This is a genomic window from Paraburkholderia ribeironis, from assembly GCF_900019265.1.
In the GTDB taxonomy this organism is placed as follows: domain Bacteria; phylum Pseudomonadota; class Gammaproteobacteria; order Burkholderiales; family Burkholderiaceae; genus Paraburkholderia; species Paraburkholderia ribeironis.
The window spans coordinates 21,426-41,760 of record NZ_CYGX02000017.1; the positions used below are offsets into that span (position 1 = coordinate 21,426).

Genomic DNA, 20,335 nt, shown 5'->3' on the forward strand with positions numbered 1-20,335 from the left:
GGTACCGGTGGCGCCGCCCGGAGAAACGTTCGGCGCAGGCACCCGCGGAAATCACGCGGACCGAGATTCGTGACACGACATTGGGGTTTTAACCTGTAAGCCACGAGTCATACACCCAATCCCGCGCCTGTCCCAAAAACGTTCGACTTGCAAACTGACCTCGCAGCCCGTTACTTGGTATCGTTGCCTGCAGCCGTCCGTCTCCGGCATCGGCAACGTACGTGTGCATGTCTAGTACTGCTCGAATGACGATGCCTGCTTCGCCGCCGGGCGCATGTTGGAGTGTTCGCTTCAGGCGTCGGTCAACCACGGCGCGTAGACCTCGTTTCGGTACCGAAACGCATCGATAACTTCAAGGCGTGCAATTAATCTTGCTTTGCATGCGTGCACATGTTGGCCGGGCACGGCGCAGTGCGACGGTCGCGCTACATCGACGTCATCGGATTCGAGTGGCGCGAACGAGGACCGCCCTCAGCATCGCCCTGTCGCGTATGTCAATTTTCGAGTCAGGGCTCCACAAATTTGCCAGAATAGCCACGTCGACAAATTCTCGATAGGAAGGGCGGGCGCCCATGTATCGATTTGAAGAGTACGACCTCATCATCGACGCACGATGCGAGAGGGAATTTGCAGAGGATCACATCCCCGGCGCAATCAACCTCCCGGTCGTCAACAATGACGAATACGCAGAGGTGGGAACCTTGCATCGCACCGACAAGATGCGCGCGTACCTGATTGGCGTGTCCTATTCGCTGAGGAATATCTCGCGCCATCTGGACACAGTGATCGTGACCCGTCCTCGCCGCAACAGGATTCTCGTATATTGCTTTCGAGGCGGCAAACGCAGTCGCCTATGGTTCGATGCACTTGACACAGTTGGCTACAAAGTAGAGCGGTTGCCGGGTGGATGGAAGGGTTACCGCCGCTGGGTCAACGAAGAACTGGAAACCCGTCCGCGAGAGTTTTCGTACGTCGTTCTTTCTGGACCGACCGGCTGCGGCAAAACGCGTTTGCTCGAGCAGCTTTCGGTCGAGGGGGCGCAAGTGCTCGATCTTGAGGCGATCGCTGCGCATCGCGGTTCTGTCATCGGAGCAATCCCGGGCGTTCCACAGCCGACCCAGAAATATTTTGACAGCCTGCTTCTCCAGAAGCTCTCGACCTTCTCGCCAACGCGCCGGGTGTGGGTTGAGGCAGAAAGCAAAAAGATTGGCAATGTCCAACTTCCGCTCGCGCTGTTCGAAACAATGCATTCAACCGGGACGCTCTTGCAGGTCAGCGCGCCGATGACTGAGCGAGTTCGACTCTGGCGGGAAGATTACGCGCACTTTGAAAGCGATCCCGAGTCCTTAGTTGAGCGGCTGACACACCTGCGAAGCCTCGTAGGCGGGAAAGAACTCGAGCTATGGCGTGAGCTGGCCGCGTCGCGAAGGATTCCAGAATTGTTCGAACGCCTAATGATTTCGCACTACGATCCGAGCTACGCGCGTTCCACAAAACGAGGCTATCAATCATTCACTGAGTCACCTTGCATCGAGCTAGTGGATCTGCGGCCTGCTAGCCTTAACCAAATTGCTCGGAGCCTCATCAGACGCTTTGGCTGATATGCAAAAGACATCGACTCTCACTCGATCGTCTAGTCACGTCCCCGCAATTCTTGCCACCACAACGTGCATATCAAGATCACGAACAAGAGCCAATTGCCGAACATATGCATATCGGTTCGCATTAGTGTTTCTGGATGTAACAGCGGTGGCACGCCCCGAAGTTGGAGCATTAACTTTATACGAATTCTTTTTGATCCAGACAGGACAGATTGTCGGATCGGGAGTACCGGGGCATGTCCATCACAATCGAGGACCGCGTCATCCCGCTCCTAGACAAGCCGGCTCGGCTTTGCTCATCAGGGACTGCATCGCTGCGTGGTGTGCTCCGGAGAGCGGTCGATCCGCTATCCTCGGGCATTTAAGCGTCGCTGCTTGATGTCCATATCCTATCGGGTTGGGAATTATGAGCGAGTGCATCAACATCGTGTGTCCGGCTTGTGGAGAGTCATTCGGTGACGACTGCTGGGAGGTCTTGCTGGAGAACGAGGTTCATCAACTGACATGTCAGATATGTCATACAGCCTTTTTCACTAGGCTGTTCGAGTGTGAAGCCTGCGTGGCCGACAACGTAGTTTCCGCAAGGTCCCCACGAGACTGTCTCGATCGCACTTGTAGAAAGTGTGGTCATCATCCCGACGGGACTGGAGAGGACTATGAAGAATCTTATCTTTGAACGCCATGTCGGAGCGTCCTCTGAACGGGTCGGCGTACGGCTATACCGAGTGACAACCGGGTTTATTGCCGAGCGGTTTCTTGTCCAGGGAAACCAAACGGTTGCCGTACAGGTCCTCCCGATGTCAGTACGTGCCGATTTTGAGGGCTTTGCATTGGCGGATCCGCATTACTCGACGATGCGAGCCATATATGGGGAGGTGCGGAGGCTGGTGTGGGGCCGCCACGTTGATGAGGCGTGTTGAGCAAGGTACGACCCATGGATCTGAGTGTTGATGACCTGTTGAACTCCACGGATGAGCTGGAGCTGATCTCGCTTGTCAGACGCGCGGTGCAAGCTCACGGAGCAGAGTGGTTTGTGTTTGCCTCTTTGCACCCGTCCGATTGTTCAGACAGTCGATCGACCTATCGGTTCTTGATCGGCTGCCGTCCAGAGTGGTGCCAGCTATATAACGCAAATCGGTGGTATCTAACCGATCCATGCCTCGAGTATGCACGTTCCAATACGGCGCCTGTGTTAGGTTCAGCGTTGCCTATCCGAACCGCAGGACAGAAACGTATGCTGGAGGTAGCCGCGGAGTACGGATTCCGAAGCGGCTATTTGATTCCAGCTCATACGAGCGAGCACGGTCGCATCGGAATTCTATATCTCGGGTCCGATCGGCCGCCGGAAGAAGCGGAACCGCAATTCCACGAGGCCCGCCCCTTTTTTCGTGCTCTGGCGTTGGAGCTTCTCGAGTGGTCCTCCGGTGCTTTGAGGGAAGAGGCCTTGCAGACGACAGGTCTTACGCAAGACGAGGTGCAGCTCTTGGGCCTGGTAAAGACGGGCTTCACGGCGGCCGAAATCGCAACCGAACTACGGGTTTCATCGATGACGGTCTATCGCCAGTTTCAGAGGATCAACGAGAAGCTCGGCGTTGGTCGCATTACCAGAGCCGTGAAATTTGCCGAAGAGCATGGCCTCCTGGCGTGAAAATCAAGGATGGTACTGGCTTTCGGCGATGATGCCGGCTGCTGCAATTTTGGCGTTTCTTTGGGACTGTCCGTGGAAGTTTCTGCTCTGCCTGATTACTACAATCCTGCTAGGTGACTTGCTCCTCGGTGAACATGTTGAAGCCGACGGCGAGCAGCACTGTGTCACAGTGATCAGCGCTGCTGTTCCCGTCGTCTTCATTTGCCTGTGGTTGTTCGCAATTCTCACGACGGTGATCCGCTTGCGATGGGTAGCTGTGCCTGAATACGCGGGGCTCACTGCCGCATGTGGTGTCTTGAGTGCGTTTGCAATGGCGCACATCCATGAGATTTTGCATCGCGGTGGTTATCGGCTCAGAGTGGCATCTGATATCGCGCTGACGCTGGCTGGCTATCCACACTACCGGATCGTTCACGACCTGCATCACTCGCACGTAGGAGATGCCCGCTACGGCTCCACTGCTCGCCTTGGTCTTTCGCTATGGCGACATGTTGGCAACTCCCTTTGTCTTTCGTTACTCGCTGCATTCACTCACGATCGGCTCCGAATGGCGAAAGGTCGAAAGAGCAGACTCATACGGCCGGCCGCAGCTTGCATTGCGACCGTCGGGGTGTTTGGGTGCCTTGGTGGTTCCCGCGGCATTCTGTTCTATATCGGGCAGAGCGCTATCTCTATGTTCATCGTCGAGGCGATCGGCTATATCCAGCACTACGGTCTGATTGGTACCGCCCGCAATCGTGAAGACGCGCTAGCGTGGAACGTGCGTTCCTGGTTGTCGAATCGGCTTTTCGTGAACAATGGGCTCCACACCCATCACCATCTAGACCAGACACGCTCGTACGGGCGACTCATGTTGGTCGGCAAGGCGATGCCAGCCGGCTATCTGCATATGTTCATCCTCGCCCTCGTCCCACCGCTCTGGTTTTTGGTTATGAATCGCCATGTGGAATTGCTCAACCGCCCCCGTAGCATGGGCGAGGATGAAAATCAAGAATAAACGTGGATCTTGAAGTTATCAGCATGTTTCGACCAAAGTGTCAGTGTAGTGTCGATTCAGTGTTGCCATTGGCGGACGGCGTGACGCATTGGAAGAGAGGGAAAGGGGGAATGAATGACATCGAGCGCTAGTGCGGGCATTACGGAACTACGCACGCGTGGCCCATTTACGGTCTTCCTGGCGGGCAGCTTGTCAGCGTGGCGCGTGAAATCTGCTTTCATGGTGACCGCGCACACGCGGTCAATTTTGCACGCATGCTCAGGTAGTGGCTCGCGAGCGCTGGTGTAACGGTCGCGCCTGTTCGCCAAATCGTCGCACAGCAGCTGATCGCAGGTTGACGGGCAAAAGAGCAATGCCTATAATCAAAATACGATTTCTGATTTTTGATGTTCATGAATCAAAAAGTGATTCATGATGCTTGATGAATCCTCTCGCTTGCTGCAAAAAGCCTCTTTCGGTGCAAAGAAAGGGCGATATGGGTATTACGCAAGCGGAATTGGCAAAAGGACTGGTCCCCCGGCCTCGCGTGGCGATCTTCATGGGGCCGCTGGGCTCGTGGCAGATCGAATTGACGGCGGATGCAAAAGTCCTGACGGTTGAGACGCAGCGGGGGCATCCAAAGACGTGGCGCGTTCTGGACGACGCGATCGCCTTTGCGTGCGAACACTGCAAGGACGCGGAAGAGATCCGGATCCGCTTCAAGGATATGGAGTTTGTAGCAGGCAACATCCGATGATCGACCAGTGGCGGTGCTACCAACACCGTCACTGGCCTAACCATTGATTACCGTGCGAGGGAAATAATGGCTAGCCTCATTATAGCCGCGGCGATCGTGGCCGCGCGCGCTCACTGGATCGAGTACGCTCATGGTTGATTTCAACCAGTTAGCTCAACAGTGCGCGCCATCCGTGCATCCCGTCACGATGCAAGCCATCGCTCGCACTGAATCCGGCTTCAACCCCTATGCAATCGGCGTAGTTGGCGGCCGCCTCGCGCGACAACCCCGCGACTCCGAAGAGGCGGTTGCCACGGCTCGCGCGCTCGATGCACGTGGAATCAATTTCAGCGTCGGGTTAGGGCAGGTGAACCGGTTCAATCTCGCCCGGTACGGCCTTACGTACGTAACCGCTTTCGACCCATGCGCCAATCTTTGTGCAGGCAGTGCGATCCTGTACGCCTGCTATCAGCGGGCAAGTGCCGCGTATGGTCAGGGCCAACGCGCCTTGCGGGCGGCAATCAGTTGCTATTACAGCGGCGATTTCGTTGGCGGCGAACGGGCTCAATCCAACGGATCCAGCTACGTACAGCGTGTCGTTGCCAATGCACGTAGCACGGCGGGACCTGTCGACATGGTTCCCGCGATACCAGTCATCATGGACCGGCCAGCTGGCACGACGACGCAGGTTGGTGCAGGAGAGCGTAAGTCGAGCCCCACGAGCCACGCCGTTCGAGAGCCGCGCCAGGATGCGCCACATCCGTCATGGGATGCCTTTGGCGACTTCGGCTGCGACAGCGACTCATGTAGATGACTTGACCGGCCGCACCGCGGCTCTTGTTCGAAAAGGAGAGGTCATATGTTTCGGAAAATGATATTCCATCCAATAAGGTTAGTACAACTGAAAGATGATGCGAAACGCATGGCTGGCGCTGTCGGGGCAACGGTGCTTGGCGCCGCACTGATTGCGCCTGGACTTGCCTTGGCCGGGGGTGGCCTTGATTCAGCGACGGAGGGTGCGAATACGTTCAAGATCTGGCTGTATTCGTTTCTCGGTGTCTGTGCTTCCTGCGTGCTGCTATGGAAAGGGGCGGAGTGCTGGGCAGACCGTTCTCACTGGAGCGAGTTCGTTACGCTCGGCGGCAAGGTCGCGGTGGTCGGTGCTGTGGTCGGCGTGCTCGCTCCGTACCTGTGGAACCTCTTCACCTGAGCACGCGCCATGACCGACGAGAAAGCCCGCTATCCCGGTTTCAATGGTCTTGGACGTACTGCGGCCATCTGGGGCGTGCCTTACATGGCGATGCTGGTCGTAGTCGTCGCCTCGATGTTCACGGGTGTGCTCGTAGCCTTCTTCGTTGGCCCGGGCGGCCTGCTGTTCGTCTTTCTCGGCTTTCCGGTCCTGCTGTGGTTCAAGCACATATGTGAAACCGATGATCAGGGACTGTGGATCATGTGGCTGCAGTTCCGCTGCCGCTTTTATTTCTGGCAGTTGCGCATCCGCGCACGGGTAAATGCCGGACGGGCGGCACCAAACTTCGGCAACACGTCGACGCTTGCGCCATTGCGCTGCGGCCGGCAGCGTCGTGTCTTCCGCGATTTTCTCCAACCATTGTCCAAGGGCGAGCGCCGGCTGCGTGAGCTCGAACGGGAGCCGTGATGGGCAGCAGACCAACCATCTCGAGCGAGATCCTCGGCGCAATCGGCGCCGTCGAAGACTGGATGCCAAAGTTCAGGCACCCGGTCACAAGGCACGTACAGCACCTCGATGGAAATCGTTTCATGGTGACGCTTGCACTGAGTGGCGTGCCGTTCGAGGTATTCGAAAACATCGTGCTTGAGCGCAAGTTCGACCGCGACACCGAGACCCTGAGCAAACTGGGTCGTGACCTTGGCGGACGCCTTGCCTACCACGGTGTTTTCATGCGACGGCGGGTGAATGTCAGTCGCGAGTACCGTTTCGACAGCCCCTTCATGAACTGGTTTTCGACGCAGCATGGCGGGCAGTTCAGGGGCGGCCGGTTCTTCGAAAACCGCTATTACTTTTCGATCATCCTGAAGTACGAAGATTTCGAGGACGGCCTGAAGGAAATCGCATCACTCGCCGGGCAGGCGCTGCAACAGCTTGCGGACTATGAGGCCGAACTGCTCGAAGTGTACGAGCGCACGCATATGAACGGCTCGAAGATGCTGTTCTCGCCGCTATATGGTTTCGTCAGCTATCTCGTGAACGGTGTGACGGTCGATCTGCCTGTCGCTGCGGAGCCGGGTGTTGACGTCATCCCGTCAAGCTATCTTCGCTTCGGCTACGATACGCACGCGATCGACGGGCCGGGAGTGCCGGACCACCGGCGGTTCTTCACCTGCCGCGATCTGCGCAGTTTCCCGGACAAGCCCGGCTTTGGCCAGCTTGATCCATTGCTCTCGTTGCCAGTCGAATTCACGGTCGTGCATTCATTCAACTGCATGACGGGCTTCGAGTCGAACCGTACGATCGACTCGGCGATCAACAAACTGGAGTCCGCCGGCGACAAGGCGAAGCATCAGGTCAGGGAGTTGCGCGATGCGCAGGGTTACGTCAACACGGGTGAGCTGTCGTTCGGCGAGTACCACGGCGCGGCCGTGATCTACGGCGCAAGTACACTGGAGGCGCTGGAAAACGGGATCCTGTTCGCATCGCGCTCGCTCAACGAATGCGGTGTCGAGTGGGCGCTTGCGACCGGTTCGGCGCCCTTCACGTATTTTTCGCAGCTCCCTGGTACGAGGGTCAAGCCACGGCCGAAGATCCAATCTTCGCGCAACTTCGCGTCGATGTTCACTTGTCACGACTATTCGGCCGGCAAGGCCGAGGGCAATCCGATTGGCGACGGCTCAGCTGTCATTCCGTTCCGTTCGGCGTCGGGAATCTATCACTTTAGCCCGCATGCGAGCCGGCAGGGTGACGTCAACGTGGCGGAGAAGCTGGCCGCGCACCTGAAACTGCAAGGCACGACGGGTGCCGGCAAGTCGACTGTCGCGACCGCCGTCGCTGGCATGCTGTCCCGGTTCGGTCAGCTGCTGTTCGTACTGGACAAGGGCCGGGCCTGGGAAGTGTTCATCCGCGCGATGCGCGGTGCCTACGTCCATCTGGAAAAAGGCAAACCGACAGGCTGGGCGCCGTTCGAGCTGAACGACACTGCCGAGAATCGCGAATTCCTGTACGGGCTGGTCGAACTTTGCGCGCGCCGAAACGGCGTCGATCACCAGGGCAAGGTCATCAAGCTCGATCTGAGCGCCGCGGAGAAGATCCAGTGTCGCAACGCCGTCGATGCAGTGATGGGCGTCGAGGACGTTCGCCTGAGGCGATTCAGCCTGCTGCTCGACAGCATTCCGGATGAGGGCGACGACAGCTTGCGCCAGCGGCTGTCGCTGTGGTGCAAATCGGAGCACGGCCGCTTCTGGTGGGTGTTCGACAACCCGCCGAACCTGTCGCTGAACATGACGCAACAACGCTGGATCGGATTCGACGTTGAGGCATTCCTTGTCGAGAACTACGAGCCCTCGGAGCCGGCGTTCGCTTGGCTTTTCCACCTCAAGAGGATGATGCGACGGGAGGGCAGACTCATGCAGACCGTGATGGAAGAGTACTGGTTGCCCATCCGTTTCCGCACGATTCGCGAACAGATCGAGGAGACGCTCGCAAGCGGCCGGAAGGAGGGTGAGTTCATCATGCTGATTACCCAGCAGCCCGAGCAGGGGCAGAAGGCTGCCGATCTCTACCCGGCGCTCCGTAGCCTCGTGGCTACGAATCTGTATCTGGCCGATCCCGCGGCGGAAGAAGAGGCGTACGTGCGTGATGGCATGACGCGCAAGGAATTCAGCGAGTTCAAAAAGCTCACGCCGTCGTCGCGCCGGTTTCTCATCAAGCAGGGCAACCAGTCGGCGTTCGCGAGTTTTGACATCAGCGGCATGGATGACGCGATTGCGGTGTTTTCGGGTGACCGCGAGAACGTCTTGATTTGCGACGCGGTGCGCGCGGAGCTGGGGGACGATCCGGACGTGTGGTTACCGGTCTACCTGGAACGCGTCTTCGAACGCAAGCTGCGTACGCGCCTGGCGGCAAAGCATGGTGCCGATGAGCGATTGTGGGCCAGCGAGCTGCAACGCGGTCTTGAGCGCAAGCGGGCCGAGCTCGCCCGCACCTATTCGTTGGCACGCGCCGTCGACACCGGTAACGAAGCTGTCACTGCCTGATTGGGGGAATCGTGAACGTCAACGATGACGAACGCCCTGCACGCCTGCGGCCGGCCGCTCGTGTGGCCGTCACAGCGTTCTTCCTGGGTGCCACGGCCATCGCACGTGCGCAGGGCGTACCAACCATCTCACCTGCGGAGCTTGCCCAGCAGATGGAGCAGGTCCAGCAGCTGATGCAGCAGATCGAGAATCAGGAGGCACAGTACCGGGCACTCACCGGTAACAGCAGCCTGGGCACGATCATGAACGACGCGTCCCTGCGCAACTATCTGCCAGAACAGTGGCAGGACATTTACGACCAGGCGAAGAATGGCAGCCTGTCGGGCATCAGCTCGACGATGCGCTCGATCGAGCAGCAGGAAGGTATGACGGACGCCGCGACGCCGGGGCAACAGCGCTATTACGACGTGCTTGCGGCTAACAAGGCGATGAACGAGCAGGCGTACAGCGCGACGATGGCGCGGCTCAATAACATCCAGTCGCTGATGCAGCAGTCGAACCTCACGCAGGATCCGGCTGAGAAGGCGGACCTGCAGAACCGGATGGCTGCTGAGGAGGCGATGGTTACCAATGAGCAGACGCGTCTGCAGCTCACTACCCAACTGCAGCAGGCGGAGCTAAAGCTTGCGGAGGACCAGCAGGAGCGGGAATTCAAAAACCAGTTTCTCGGAGGCTCAAATGGTCAATAAGGCATTGCTTGGTACGGTCGTCAGTCTGCTGGTCGTCATTGCCGGCTATCTGGGCTATCTGGCATGGGACCGCCATCAGCACAACGTGCAGGAGGAGATCGCACACAGGCAGGATCTGGAGTTCAGGGCACATCTACTTGGTACGACGCCCGAAAAGCTCGAGCAGGAGGAAACGCCCGAACAGCGCGAGCGGGACAAGGAAGCCGAACAGGTGGTGAAAAAAGCAATGCAGTAATTGAAACGATTTCAGGAGTCGAAGATGTCATTTGCGCCTATCACGACGATCATTTTCTCAAGAATGACGTCCGACTTCGATGCGAACGTCATTACGACCATCAGCACGGGTTCCGAACGCATCATCGGACTGATTTCGCCATTGATGATGGCGTGCTTCAGCATCTACGTGCTTTTGGTCCTGTGGTCGTACTGGCAAGGGCACAACGACGAACCCATTAACGACTTCCTGATGCGTATGGCGGCCTGGGCGTTCATTCTGACCTGCGGCATGAACATTCAGTTCTATACCGAATACATAGTGCCAGCTGTGAACGGGTTCGGCGAGCAGCTCTCCGGTGCGATTACCGGGCAGAGCAATCCGGTTTCGGGTCTCGACAATTTGTTGAGCGCCTACATCAACGCCTGTGGACAGATATACGATCACGCACACAACTTCGAAATCATCGGCGCGGTTTGGGTGATTTCAGTGATGCTTATCTTTGCCACTCCCTTCATGGGGTTGGCCGTGGCCTACATCATCCTCGCCAAATTTGCGCTCGGATTGCTGCTCGCACTCGGGCCACTGTTCATTTCGATGGCGCTGTTTCCGCCCGTGCGGCAGTTCTTCTGGAACTGGGCGGGACAGTGCTTTAATTACGCGCTGCTCGTGGCCCTGTTCGCAGGTGCAGGCGCGATAGAGGTCAATTTCGCACAATCGATCGCTCCGAGCGGAACCGCCTTCCCGTCGATGCGGCAGGTGGTAGAGATCAACGTGATGGGCGTGGTGTTCTTCATTGTCGCCCTGAATCTTCCGGGCCTCGCGTCGGCGCTGGCAAGTGGCGTGGGCATATCGACGATGACGGGCAAGCTGGGTGGTCTGGGCCGTGCGCTGGCCGCTGCCTCGAAAATGGGTAGCGCTGGCAAGTACAGGACCGGTGGCTCGGTATCGCAAACGTAGGAGGCTCCATGCCCGACTTCCTTGCAAAGCTGATCCGCTGGTGGCTGCTAGTCGTCTGCTGGGTCACGTTTGCCGGCTTCGTGGGGGCGTTGCTCAACGATATCGGTACGTTCATCTATCACCGGTTGCATCGATGACCAATGAATGGAGGGCATCAGGCATGAAAGCCCTATTCTGCGCAGGACTGCTCGCATTTGTCCTTGAGGCGTGCAGCTCTGCGCCGCAACCACCGGAGCCGACGGGCCAATGGGTGCCAGTCAACCCGCCACTGGCCCAGCAGTCCGGTCGCACGGAACCGAAATGAGGACCAGGATGGTATCGGCAATCAGACAATGGTTCGCGGCGGGCTCGGGCTCGCGTAATCGCGCACGAACACCGACCGCATCCCCCGCGGGCGGGGAGGCAGCAGCGAATGCCGTCGACCGGTCACAGCGCGACGCACTCAGCTGGTATCTGGACCAGGCGCGGGAGTTCGAAAAGTCGAAGGTAGAGGCCGCTGAAGAGAAGGCAAGGATCGCTGACCGCCGATCGGTTCTCTCGGGCGGCATCGCGCTCGCGGCTGTTTTTGGCATGGCGGCTTTAGGACTCCTGAAAAGACCGAGTCCACCGGCTGTTCTGCGTGTGAATGACACGACCGGAAAGGTCGATGTGCTGCCCACGACCGCGAATGGCCACGTCAGCTTCACTGAAAAAACCGACCGCGCGGACCTGCGCCGCTACGTCGAGATGCGCGAGAGCTACGACTGGGAGACGATCTCCGACATGCACAGAGCAGTGATGTTCATGAGCGACGATCACGAAAAGGACGCTTATGACGCGCTTGTCCGTGGCCCGGCCGGCCCGCTCAAGCTGCTCAAGGACCAGGCGCGCGTCATCGCCCGGGTCGGCTCGATTACTTTTGTCGGTTCGACCGCGCAGGTGTTTTTTTCACGGCAGCTGATTCCGCTGAATGCGGCGGCAAAGCGCCCGGACCCGAACTACTGGATTGCGACAGTGGCCTTCACCCGCGTCGATGTGCCGGAGAAGCAGGATCAGCAGGATATTGATCCGGACGGGTTCAGGTGCACCAGTTACGAGGTGACACGCGACTATACCCGCGCACCGGCGGATGCATCGCCCGATGCCGTACCGACCGGTTCGAGACCGGGCGGGAGCGCGTCGTGAGTTGTCCTGGACTGCGTTCGCCGATAGGTGCCGTGGCGATTATCGCCGCTTGTGCGCTTGCAGCCGGCCGCGTCCGTGCGCTCGAAATCCCGCGCAACTGTGGTGCTGACCCGCACATCCAGTGCGCGACGTATAGCCCTGATCAGGCCTACCGCGTGGCGACGATGCCGGGCCGCGTGGTGATGATCCAGTTCGAGCCCGGTGAGCACATCCTGAAGGACGGCGGTGGCATTGGCGACGCGCGCGCCTGGCACGTTTCAGTCAACGACAGCGGAGCGTTGCTCAAGCCCGGTGCGCTCCAACCCGAAACCAACCTCGTGCTCGTGACCAACCGTCGCACCTATTCGTTGTCGCTTGTCGACGTATCGCGGTTGCAGCCCGCGACGTGGATCCTGCGCTTCGAGTATCCGGACACGAAGGCGAAGGCCGCGGCCGAACAGCTACGGCGCCGCGAGGCGGTCAGCTCGGCGCTGGCGGGCCAGCAGGACGCGCCCGCGGTCCCGGCAGCAATCGCAGCGCCAGGCGCGGCGACGTCCCCAAGTCCGCCAGGGTCAGCCACGCCCGCAGCGAACTTGCAGTACATGATGCGCGGCGATCGCGCGCTTGCGCCCACCGCCTTGTGGGACGACGGACGTTTCACCTACTTCAAGTACGCAACCGCGCGCGACCTGCCGACGATCTTCACGAAGCTCCCGGATGGCAGCGAGGCGACAGCGAATTTCCATATGGAAGGCGACACCGTCGTCGTCCATGAGGTCTCAGGCGGGTTTGTCATCCGCTACGGGCAGTCGGTGCTGGGGATCCGCAACGACGGCTACTCGCCGGACGGCCACTACAACCGCACCGCCTCGTCGTTGCCCGGCACGGCGCGCATCGAGCGCGCGCACGTCGGCAGCGATCGGCCGGAAAACTGACGGGAGAGCCGAAGCGCATGAGCGAACGCAACGAAACCGGTAGTGCTGGGCCTGCTGACGCCGGGACTCAGCCGTCGCTGGACCTGCCCGGGCGCCGCCGCACGCGTGCCGGAAGGCTTAAGCTCGTGCTGGTCGCGTTGATCGTGATCGCGCTTGGCGCCTCGGGCGTCACGATCTACCTGCAGCGGCTCTTCCAGCAGCAACAGGACGCGAGGCTGGCGGCGCTCAACAAGCCAAAAGATAGCGGCGCGAGCGAGACCGGCGCCGACCTCGAGACCCAGAAGGAGCGCATCAAACGCGCCGAAGCCGAGCAGGCGCGCGCGGCATCGGAAGCGGCCGCCGCTGCGGCAAGACAGCAGCTTGCGACGCCGGCCGGTGCTGCGTCGCACCCCATCGTGAAAGGGAGCACTGCGATCGTGACCAACCGGCCACGGCCGCTGAACCCCGCTGAGCGGCGTCTCTCAGGCAGCGTGCTCGTGATGTCCGGCGACGTCAGGACCTCCGACGCTCCTGAGGAATCCACTCTCGCGTCCAGTGACGCAGGCGGCGGCAATGCCGACACCACCGGCAACGGCCCGGGTGGCGATGGTCTGGCCGGCATGGCGAAGTCCATGGGGCTCACGGCGCTGAGGGGCGGCCCATCGGGAGCCGCCGGTTCATCTGGCACAGGGCTGGATAACCATGATGCCGTCAACAGCAAGGGATCGGCTTTCGACCAGTCGCTGCAGCCCTCGAAGCTGCAACCGATGCGCGCCGCGTTCCGGCCCAACCGGCACTACATGATTGCCAGGAACACCATGATCCGTTGCGGGCAGGCCACCGCAATCCGCACCGACCGTCCGGGACTGGTTGGCTGTCCGATCGCGGATGACGTATGGTCGGACGATGGCACGACGTTGCTTATCCGCAAGGGCGCGCTGGCCAAGGGCGAGCAGCGCGATGCGGTGATGCACGGGCAGGGCGTGATCGGAGCAATCTGGGACGAGATTGACGATGGTGATGTGAGTATTCCCCTGAATTCACCGGCGACCGATCCGCTCGGCGCTGCGGGCATTCCCGCTTACATTGATCAGCACTTCTGGACTCGCTTCGGTGGAGCACTGATGGTGAGCCTCATTGGCGACTTCGGTCAGGCCCTCGCCAACAAGGCCACCGGCTCGGGCCAGACGATCACCTTCACGAACAGCTCGAACGCGACACAGGACGTGGCCGCAGAGACGCTGCGCAACTCGATCAACATCCCGCCGACTGCGTATTCGAACCAGGGCTCCGTGATCAACATCTTCGTTGCGCGCGATGTCGATCTGACCAGCGTGTATGAAAACGTCGGCAGCGACGGCAGCGAGATTGTGCCATCGGGCCGGCAATGACGACTGTGAGGACATGACGATGCGATTGCAGATCCAGTTTCCCGACACCTTTCCGCTTCATGGTATCGAGCGCGATGCGTTCGAGGCAAAGCTGCGCACCGCCTTGCATTATGTCTTCGACGGGAGCCGCGTGCGGCAGCTGGCCGAACAGGTCGATGCGCGCCGGCCCTTCGAGCCGTCTGATGTTCTGCAGGTGCGCCGGATTGACGACGAGCAAGTCTTCGAGCAATGCATGACGCTCGACCGTTGCCGCTTCGACGACATGTCGATGGCGCTGCGCCGCGTAGTCACGCGTGCTATCGGCACGCGCTCGGCCTTGAGCCGGCCGAGCCCGGCATTGCGCGGACATCGTCGGTCAGCAAGATAGTGAAACTAACTGTTCTGGATCGAACATCCCTTCGACACCGCGTCAGCGCAGAACAGGTTTCCTTGTCCTTGCGATCGCAGCAGGCACAGCAGTAGGAGTTCTGGCGACAGCGACAGCGACAACGACAACGACAACGACGTGGAACATTGCCTGGCCGGCGGCGGCTACCGCGGGGATGGTCACGACGGTGGTTTCCACGTCGCCTGCGCAAACGTTGCGCGATCTGGCGAGCAGCGTGCCTGGCGGCGGGCGACTGGACCGGGTCTCGGTTTAGGTCGAGCCGCAGGGCACAGATGCGGGATCGCACTGACGGGCTCGGTGCGGCTATTGCCAGCTCGCCCCATACATAACTGGAAGGAGTGCATATGAATTCAGCGGTTATCGATGTCATCGAAAAGGGGACCATCGCGCGTAGCTTCCTCCGGCAGATGGGTATCGCCAGTTTCTTTGACAGCAGCCTGACCGAAGTGGCCATTAACCGGCCCGGCGAGATTTGGACACAGGGATCGGGCGCCTGGAGGCAGCACGAGGCGCCCGCCTGCACGCTTGACGCCTGTTTCAAGCTCGCCAATGCCCTGACGGTGATGAAGGGGGGCAAGTTCTCGACGAAGGAGCCAATCCACCCAGTGGTCCTTCCCGACGGCCAGCGCGGTCACGTGCTGATGCAACCGGCGTGCGAGCAGGACACCATTTCGATCACCATCCGGATTCCGTCGAACCAGCGGTTCTCGGTGCGCGAATACGAGCGCAACGGCTGGTTCGCGGACCACCGAGACATGTCGCCGTGCCGGGAGGCGCCGGCATCGCTCAAACTGCCGCCGTACGAGCAGGAAATGCTTGAGGCAAAGCGCGAGCGCAACGTCACCCGACTCGTCGAGCTCGCCGTCGCGAACCGCCTGAACATCGTGCTCGCCGGCGGCACGGGCTCCGGCAAGACGACGCTCAACAAGGCACTGTCCGATCTCGTGCCGTCCGATGAGAGGATCGGCACGATCGAGGATACGCCGGAACTGTCGCTTCCGAAGCATCCGAATCGCGTGCACATGTTTTTCAGCGATACGCTGCCGGCAAAGGAACTGGTGCGCTCGACGCTGCGCATGAAGTTCGACCGCGTGTTTCTTGCCGAGCTGCGTGGCGACGAAACCTGGGACTACATGGCGCTGCTCAATACGGGTACGCCCGGTGGTATTACGACCGTTCACTGCAACGACGCCAGGTCGGTGCACTCCCGTATCGCGACGCTGGTCAAGCAGAGCGTGGTAGGTCAGACGCTCGACTGGCAGTTCATCATGGATCAGGTCCGCGTAACCGTCGATCTCGTACTTTTCATGCGCGACAAGCGTCTATCGGAGATCTGGTACGACCCGGTGGGCAAATGGCAGCTGCTGGGAGGCATCGCATGAAAAGGCGCGCTGCATCCCCATCCCAGGCCGCCGGTCGCCTCAGGAGATTGGACGGTGACAATCATGAAGCGACAGCGCACTGAAGGACGAACCATGCCGAAAATTTTCCGCATTCTCATTCCGTGTCTGGTCGTGCTGGTGATCGTGGCCGCCGTAGTGACGCTTGGTCAGTATCTCGGCGGACTGCTGTTCGCGAAGATGCAGAAGCTGCCGCAGGACGCGGTTGGCGTCTTTACGCTGTACGACTGCTGGCAGGCCTGGGGCGACGTCCCGGAGGTCAGACGGGCCCTGTCCGTCTGCACGCTGCTGTCAGCCGTCATTGGCTGTATGCCCGTGGTCGTGATCACGATTGCGTTGGTGAAATCGCGCGGGCATATCGCGCAGTTCGGCAATGCGCGCTTCGCCACGCGGCGGGACATCGTGAAGGCTGGGCTGCTGGAGAAGTGATCATGCAGCCAGATTCAACTCTGACTGTACCGGCAGCGCCACGTACGCCTTTTTTGCCGGCGCTGCGTCACCTGTCTGCACCTGCGGGACCCGTAGTTATCCTCACATGATCTAGGAGGAAAGCACCTTGTCCTACATGTATCCACCGTTCATCGTCGGCAAGTACAAGGGCGAGTACCTGAAGTATCGCGGCCAGGACTTCCTGATGCTCGCCGCCGGCACGCGCTCGGGCAAGGGTGTCTCGATGGTGATCCCGAATCTTCTCACCTATCCGGATTCGGTCGTCGTCGAGGACATCAAGGAAGAGAACTTCATGTACACGTCCGGTTACCGCAGGAAGTGCGGTCATGCGGTCTACCTGTGGTCGCCGTTTTCGGAAAACGGCCGGTCGCACGCGTACAACCCGCTCGAATACATCGCCGGGCGGCCCGCGTATACGCGCGTAGGTGACGTGATGACGATTGGCGAGCATCTGTATCCGTCGAACGTCGACGCGCGCCTGAGGTACTGGAACGACAACGCCCGCAACCTGTTCGTCGGGATCGTCCTGTACCTTCTCGAAACGCCCTCGCTGCCGTGCACGTTCAGCGAAGTGTTGCGGCAGGCCTCGGGCAGGGGGCGTGCGATCCGCGAGCACGTCTCGTCGATCGTCAGTACGCGCTCGAACGCTACCGGCACGCTGCCTGTCCTCAGCTTCGAGTGTCTGGATGCGCTCAACCGCTTTCTATCGCAGTCGAAGGAAGCGTTCGCCAATATCGTGTCGACGATGACGGCGCCGCTCAACGTGTTCAGTAATCCGGTCGTCGATGCAGCGACGAGCCGATCGGATTTTCATCTGGGCGACGTACGAAAGAAACGTATGTCCGTCTACGTCGGTATCAAGCCGGGCGACCTGAAGGCAGGCGCGTTGCTCGTCAACCTCTTCTTCTCGCAGCTGATCGATCTGAACACGCGTGAGCAGCCTGCCGAGAATCCGGATCTGAAATACCAGTGCGCATTGCTGATGGATGAGTTTGCGGCGCCCGGCAAGATCGACATCATCGATACGGCCAACGCGTTCATCGCCGGCTTCAACCTGCGGCTCATGCTGATTTTCCACGGGATGTCGCAGCTCGAGGACCCGAAGCTGTACGGCAGACACGGTGCGGAAACGCTTGCGATCAACTGCAAGATGCGCAGCCTCTTTGCGCCACGCACTCTCAACGACTCGGAAGAATATTCGAAGATGCTGGGCACGTTCACGCATCTGTCGCGCTCGCGCAGCCGCAGTCGCGGCCGCAGCGCGTCGACGAGCACGAACGAGACGGAACACGGCCGGCCGCTCATGCTGCCGCAGGAACTGCGGGCCCTGTCCAGCCGCAAGCAGATCATCACGATCGACGGTTGCGAACCGATCCTGTGCGAAAAGGCGTACTTCTACGAAGATGCCGAGCTCGTCGACCGCCTGGTTCAGCAGAGCCCGTATTTGCAGGGGGTAATGGCCAGTCTCGAAAAGAGCAACCGTCGCCGCGCTTGGTTCGGGTTCGGTCCGAAGTTCCCGAACGAAGAGCAGATGAAGCACGCCGCATTCGTTGCCCGCGAACTCAGTGCGCCAGTGCCGCAGATCGACGTCGAGCACTGGTGGCACTCTCAGAACGCCGTGCGTCGCGCGCAGACGGAGCCTGCAGCGGGCGCAGCGCAGGCCGCCGGCGTGCGCGATGTCCGGGAGCACGAAATTGGCGTGCTCACCGCCGTCCATTTCGCCAACCGCGGCACTATCCGCGCCTCGCTGTTCCGGCTGATGCCGTACCTGGGTGAGGTGCTGCCGGATGCGACAGCTCGTGCTCATGCGGCCACAGCAGCTCAGCCCGGTTCGCAAGGCGCCGCGCAACCTGATCCTCAGCCTGAACAAGGAGTCGTCGCATGAACGAGATCGAATTCCCGGCCGACCAGATTGACCACCGCGAGCGTGGTGCGGCCAACGCCGACGACGCTTCGGCCATCCGGGCGCGGACCACGCTGCCGGCGAACGAACCGGAAGGGAAGGCCGTTCCGCGCCATCCGGAAATGCCCCTGGACAGCGCAACGGAAGAGCGCCTGAAGAAGATCCGGGCCGCAGATCGCGAACGGGTTCGGCAGCGGCTCACCCCCGATGTATCGCGCGACGAGCAGGCCGCCGAGGGGGTGAAAAGGGCTAAAGGCACTGGCCGGCTGATCGGCAGGAAAGACGGCGAAACGCAAAACAGCATCCGTCCGAAGCCGATCTTCGAGAAAACCGGCTACGACGTGCCGAAGTCCGTCAGCAACCAGTACGTTGCGCATGGCGGGAAATTCCTGGACCGCAAGAGCGAGACGGTGCACTTCGAGGACACCGGCCGCACGCTCGCGACGGCCAGCGAGGACCGCAGCGTGATCGCGCACATGGTGGAAGTTGCAAAGGCGAAGAACTGGAGCGAGCTGCAGCTCAAGGGCACGGAGGAATTTCGGCGGCAGGCATGGATCGCAGCAGAACTCGCCAGCGTACCAACGCGCGGCTTCGAGCCGAAGCAGGTGGATCGCGCGATGTTGACAGCAGCGCGCGAGGCCATGCGCATCGGCGCGGGCGAGCAAGCTGGCGATGCGCATGAAGCGCGCACCAACACCGTTGAGAGCGCTGCAACTCAAGAGTCCGCCGTCGCGGAGCCCGAAAAGCCCGCGCGGCGCGCACGGGCCAGCGCAGGCGCAGGCCGCATCGCTGACACGCCGGCCGGGCAACGAGCGCACCAGTCCGGCCGCGCGGGGCCTGCAACTCCGGCGCCGTCGCCGTCTTCACCACAAGAGCAGCCAGTAGTCGGTGTGACTGCGGGCGTGCTGATCGCGCACGGGGCGGCACCGTTCAACCACGACGCCAAACAGAATCCAAGCTATTACGCGACCGTGCGCACCGTGAATGGCGAGCGCACGGTATGGGGCCTGGATCTCGAACGCGCCATCAGTGAGGCCGGCCTGCAGGTCGGCCAGCACATCGAACTCGAAAAAGGCGGCAGCAGGACTGTGACGTCCCGGCAGCGGCAGTTCGATGCACAGGGCAATGAGTGCGCGCCAAAGACTGTTACGAGCCGCCGTAACGAATGGCGGGCTTCCTCGCTGGACATGCCGGGCCGGGCTACGCACGAGCAGCGTGAGGCCCTCGCCCGCGCACGTCGGGAAGTCGACGAGCGTCGGCAGATAAGCGAAGCGCGCGAGCGCTTCCTGAGCGGTAACTGGCAGTACTCGAAGGAACAGCGCGCCGCGCTCGACGCGGCGCGCGAGCGCATCAAGGAACAGGCCGCACGAGAGGTTCTGCGCGAGGAGATGAAGGATTTGCCCGAGCAGCAGCAGGAGAGGCTGATCGCGGAGTTCGAGAGCGCAGTGGCCGCGGCGCGAGCAGCGAACCGGCCGCTCGATGTGCCGATGCCGCAGGTCAGCGAGGCAACGATCGAGTCCATATGTGAACAGATCGGGCGCGAACAGCGCGGTCTCTCGCAGTCTGTGCAGCAACCGGCCCACGAGACCACCGGGCACCCAACACAGGAGGCGGGTCATGAAGTCCCGCCCTTTGAACTCGAACCGTAGCTGAACGCGTCTGGCGTGGCCGCGGTGATGCGGCTACATCCAT

General features: G+C 60.5%; 20 protein-coding genes. All 20 read left to right on the top strand.

The window, feature by feature from the left end:
• Nucleotides 1-572: 572 nt before the first annotated feature.
• On the top strand, nt 573-1,601 hold the full coding sequence (gene mnmH, locus BN2475_RS08835) for a tRNA 2-selenouridine(34) synthase MnmH (RefSeq protein ID WP_094779161.1): 1,029 nt from the start codon (nt 573-575) through the stop codon (nt 1,599-1,601).
• A gap of 934 nt (nt 1,602-2,535) precedes the next feature.
• Complete coding sequence (locus BN2475_RS08845) at nt 2,536-3,249, top strand: helix-turn-helix transcriptional regulator (protein ID WP_094779163.1); 714 nt, start codon at nt 2,536-2,538, stop codon at nt 3,247-3,249.
• Nucleotides 3,233-4,246 carry a fatty acid desaturase gene (locus tag BN2475_RS08850; RefSeq protein WP_094779164.1) on the top strand — a complete coding sequence of 338 codons (1,014 nt, stop codon included), beginning with the start codon at nt 3,233-3,235 and terminating at the stop codon, nt 4,244-4,246. The genes BN2475_RS08845 and BN2475_RS08850 overlap by 17 nt, the downstream gene beginning before the upstream one ends.
• A 421-nt stretch (nt 4,247-4,667) precedes the next feature.
• Nucleotides 4,668-4,982 carry a hypothetical protein gene (locus BN2475_RS08855; RefSeq protein WP_143325754.1) on the top strand — a complete coding sequence of 105 codons (315 nt, stop codon included), beginning with the start codon at nt 4,668-4,670 and terminating at the stop codon, nt 4,980-4,982.
• A 130-nt stretch (nt 4,983-5,112) separates the two neighbouring features.
• On the top strand, nt 5,113-5,775 hold the full coding sequence (locus BN2475_RS08860) for a lytic transglycosylase domain-containing protein (protein ID WP_094779166.1): 663 nt from the start codon (nt 5,113-5,115) through the stop codon (nt 5,773-5,775).
• A gap of 45 nt (nt 5,776-5,820) precedes the next feature.
• Nucleotides 5,821-6,171, top strand: a complete 351-nt coding sequence (locus BN2475_RS08865; RefSeq protein WP_094779167.1) for a hypothetical protein — start codon at nt 5,821-5,823, stop codon at nt 6,169-6,171.
• Between the two features lie 9 nt (nt 6,172-6,180).
• Nucleotides 6,181-6,618 (top strand): VirB3 family type IV secretion system protein, encoded by a 438-nt coding sequence (locus BN2475_RS08870; protein WP_094779168.1) that lies wholly within the window; start codon nt 6,181-6,183, stop codon nt 6,616-6,618.
• Nucleotides 6,619-6,740: 122 nt separating this feature from the next.
• Nucleotides 6,741-9,191, top strand: a complete 2,451-nt coding sequence (locus BN2475_RS08875) for a VirB4 family type IV secretion system protein (protein WP_245841217.1) — start codon at nt 6,741-6,743, stop codon at nt 9,189-9,191.
• 11 nt (nt 9,192-9,202) lie between these two features.
• Entirely contained in the window at nt 9,203-9,880 is a 678-nt protein-coding gene (locus BN2475_RS08880) for a TrbJ/VirB5 family protein (protein ID WP_094779170.1), read from the top strand.
• Nucleotides 9,870-10,115, top strand: coding sequence for a hypothetical protein (locus BN2475_RS08885; protein ID WP_094779171.1), 246 nt, complete (start codon nt 9,870-9,872; stop codon nt 10,113-10,115). Before BN2475_RS08880 ends, BN2475_RS08885 begins: the two co-directional genes overlap by 11 nt.
• A gap of 24 nt (nt 10,116-10,139) precedes the next feature.
• Nucleotides 10,140-11,054, top strand: coding sequence for a TrbL/VirB6 family protein (locus tag BN2475_RS08890; protein ID WP_094779172.1), 915 nt, complete (start codon nt 10,140-10,142; stop codon nt 11,052-11,054).
• Between the two features lie 8 nt (nt 11,055-11,062).
• Nucleotides 11,063-11,191 carry a hypothetical protein gene (locus BN2475_RS36205; protein ID WP_281254195.1) on the top strand — a complete coding sequence of 43 codons (129 nt, stop codon included), beginning with the start codon at nt 11,063-11,065 and terminating at the stop codon, nt 11,189-11,191.
• A gap of 175 nt (nt 11,192-11,366) precedes the next feature.
• Nucleotides 11,367-12,218: a VirB8 family type IV secretion system protein gene (locus BN2475_RS08900; RefSeq protein WP_094779174.1), complete on the top strand. Its 852-nt coding sequence runs from the start codon at nt 11,367-11,369 to the stop codon at nt 12,216-12,218.
• A 32-nt stretch (nt 12,219-12,250) separates the two neighbouring features.
• Nucleotides 12,251-13,132 carry a TrbG/VirB9 family P-type conjugative transfer protein gene (locus BN2475_RS08905; protein WP_245841219.1) on the top strand — a complete coding sequence of 294 codons (882 nt, stop codon included), beginning with the start codon at nt 12,251-12,253 and terminating at the stop codon, nt 13,130-13,132.
• 17 nt (nt 13,133-13,149) lie between these two features.
• Nucleotides 13,150-14,502, top strand: a complete 1,353-nt coding sequence (locus tag BN2475_RS08910) for a TrbI/VirB10 family protein (protein ID WP_094779176.1) — start codon at nt 13,150-13,152, stop codon at nt 14,500-14,502.
• A 25-nt stretch (nt 14,503-14,527) separates the two neighbouring features.
• Nucleotides 14,528-14,869, top strand: coding sequence for a hypothetical protein (locus BN2475_RS08915; RefSeq protein WP_143325755.1), 342 nt, complete (start codon nt 14,528-14,530; stop codon nt 14,867-14,869).
• A 365-nt stretch (nt 14,870-15,234) separates the two neighbouring features.
• Nucleotides 15,235-16,272: a P-type DNA transfer ATPase VirB11 gene (virB11, locus tag BN2475_RS08920; protein ID WP_094779178.1), complete on the top strand. Its 1,038-nt coding sequence runs from the start codon at nt 15,235-15,237 to the stop codon at nt 16,270-16,272.
• A 93-nt stretch (nt 16,273-16,365) separates the two neighbouring features.
• Nucleotides 16,366-16,719: a hypothetical protein gene (locus BN2475_RS08925; protein WP_094779179.1), complete on the top strand. Its 354-nt coding sequence runs from the start codon at nt 16,366-16,368 to the stop codon at nt 16,717-16,719.
• Between the two features lie 136 nt (nt 16,720-16,855).
• Nucleotides 16,856-18,625 (top strand): type IV secretory system conjugative DNA transfer family protein, encoded by a 1,770-nt coding sequence (locus BN2475_RS08930; RefSeq protein ID WP_094779180.1) that lies wholly within the window; start codon nt 16,856-16,858, stop codon nt 18,623-18,625.
• The gene (locus tag BN2475_RS08935) at nt 18,622-20,292 is read left to right on the top strand and encodes an LPD7 domain-containing protein (RefSeq protein ID WP_094779181.1); all 1,671 of its coding nucleotides are present in this window, start codon (nt 18,622-18,624) and stop codon (nt 20,290-20,292) included. The genes BN2475_RS08930 and BN2475_RS08935 overlap by 4 nt, the downstream gene beginning before the upstream one ends.
• Nucleotides 20,293-20,335 lie beyond the last annotated feature (43 nt).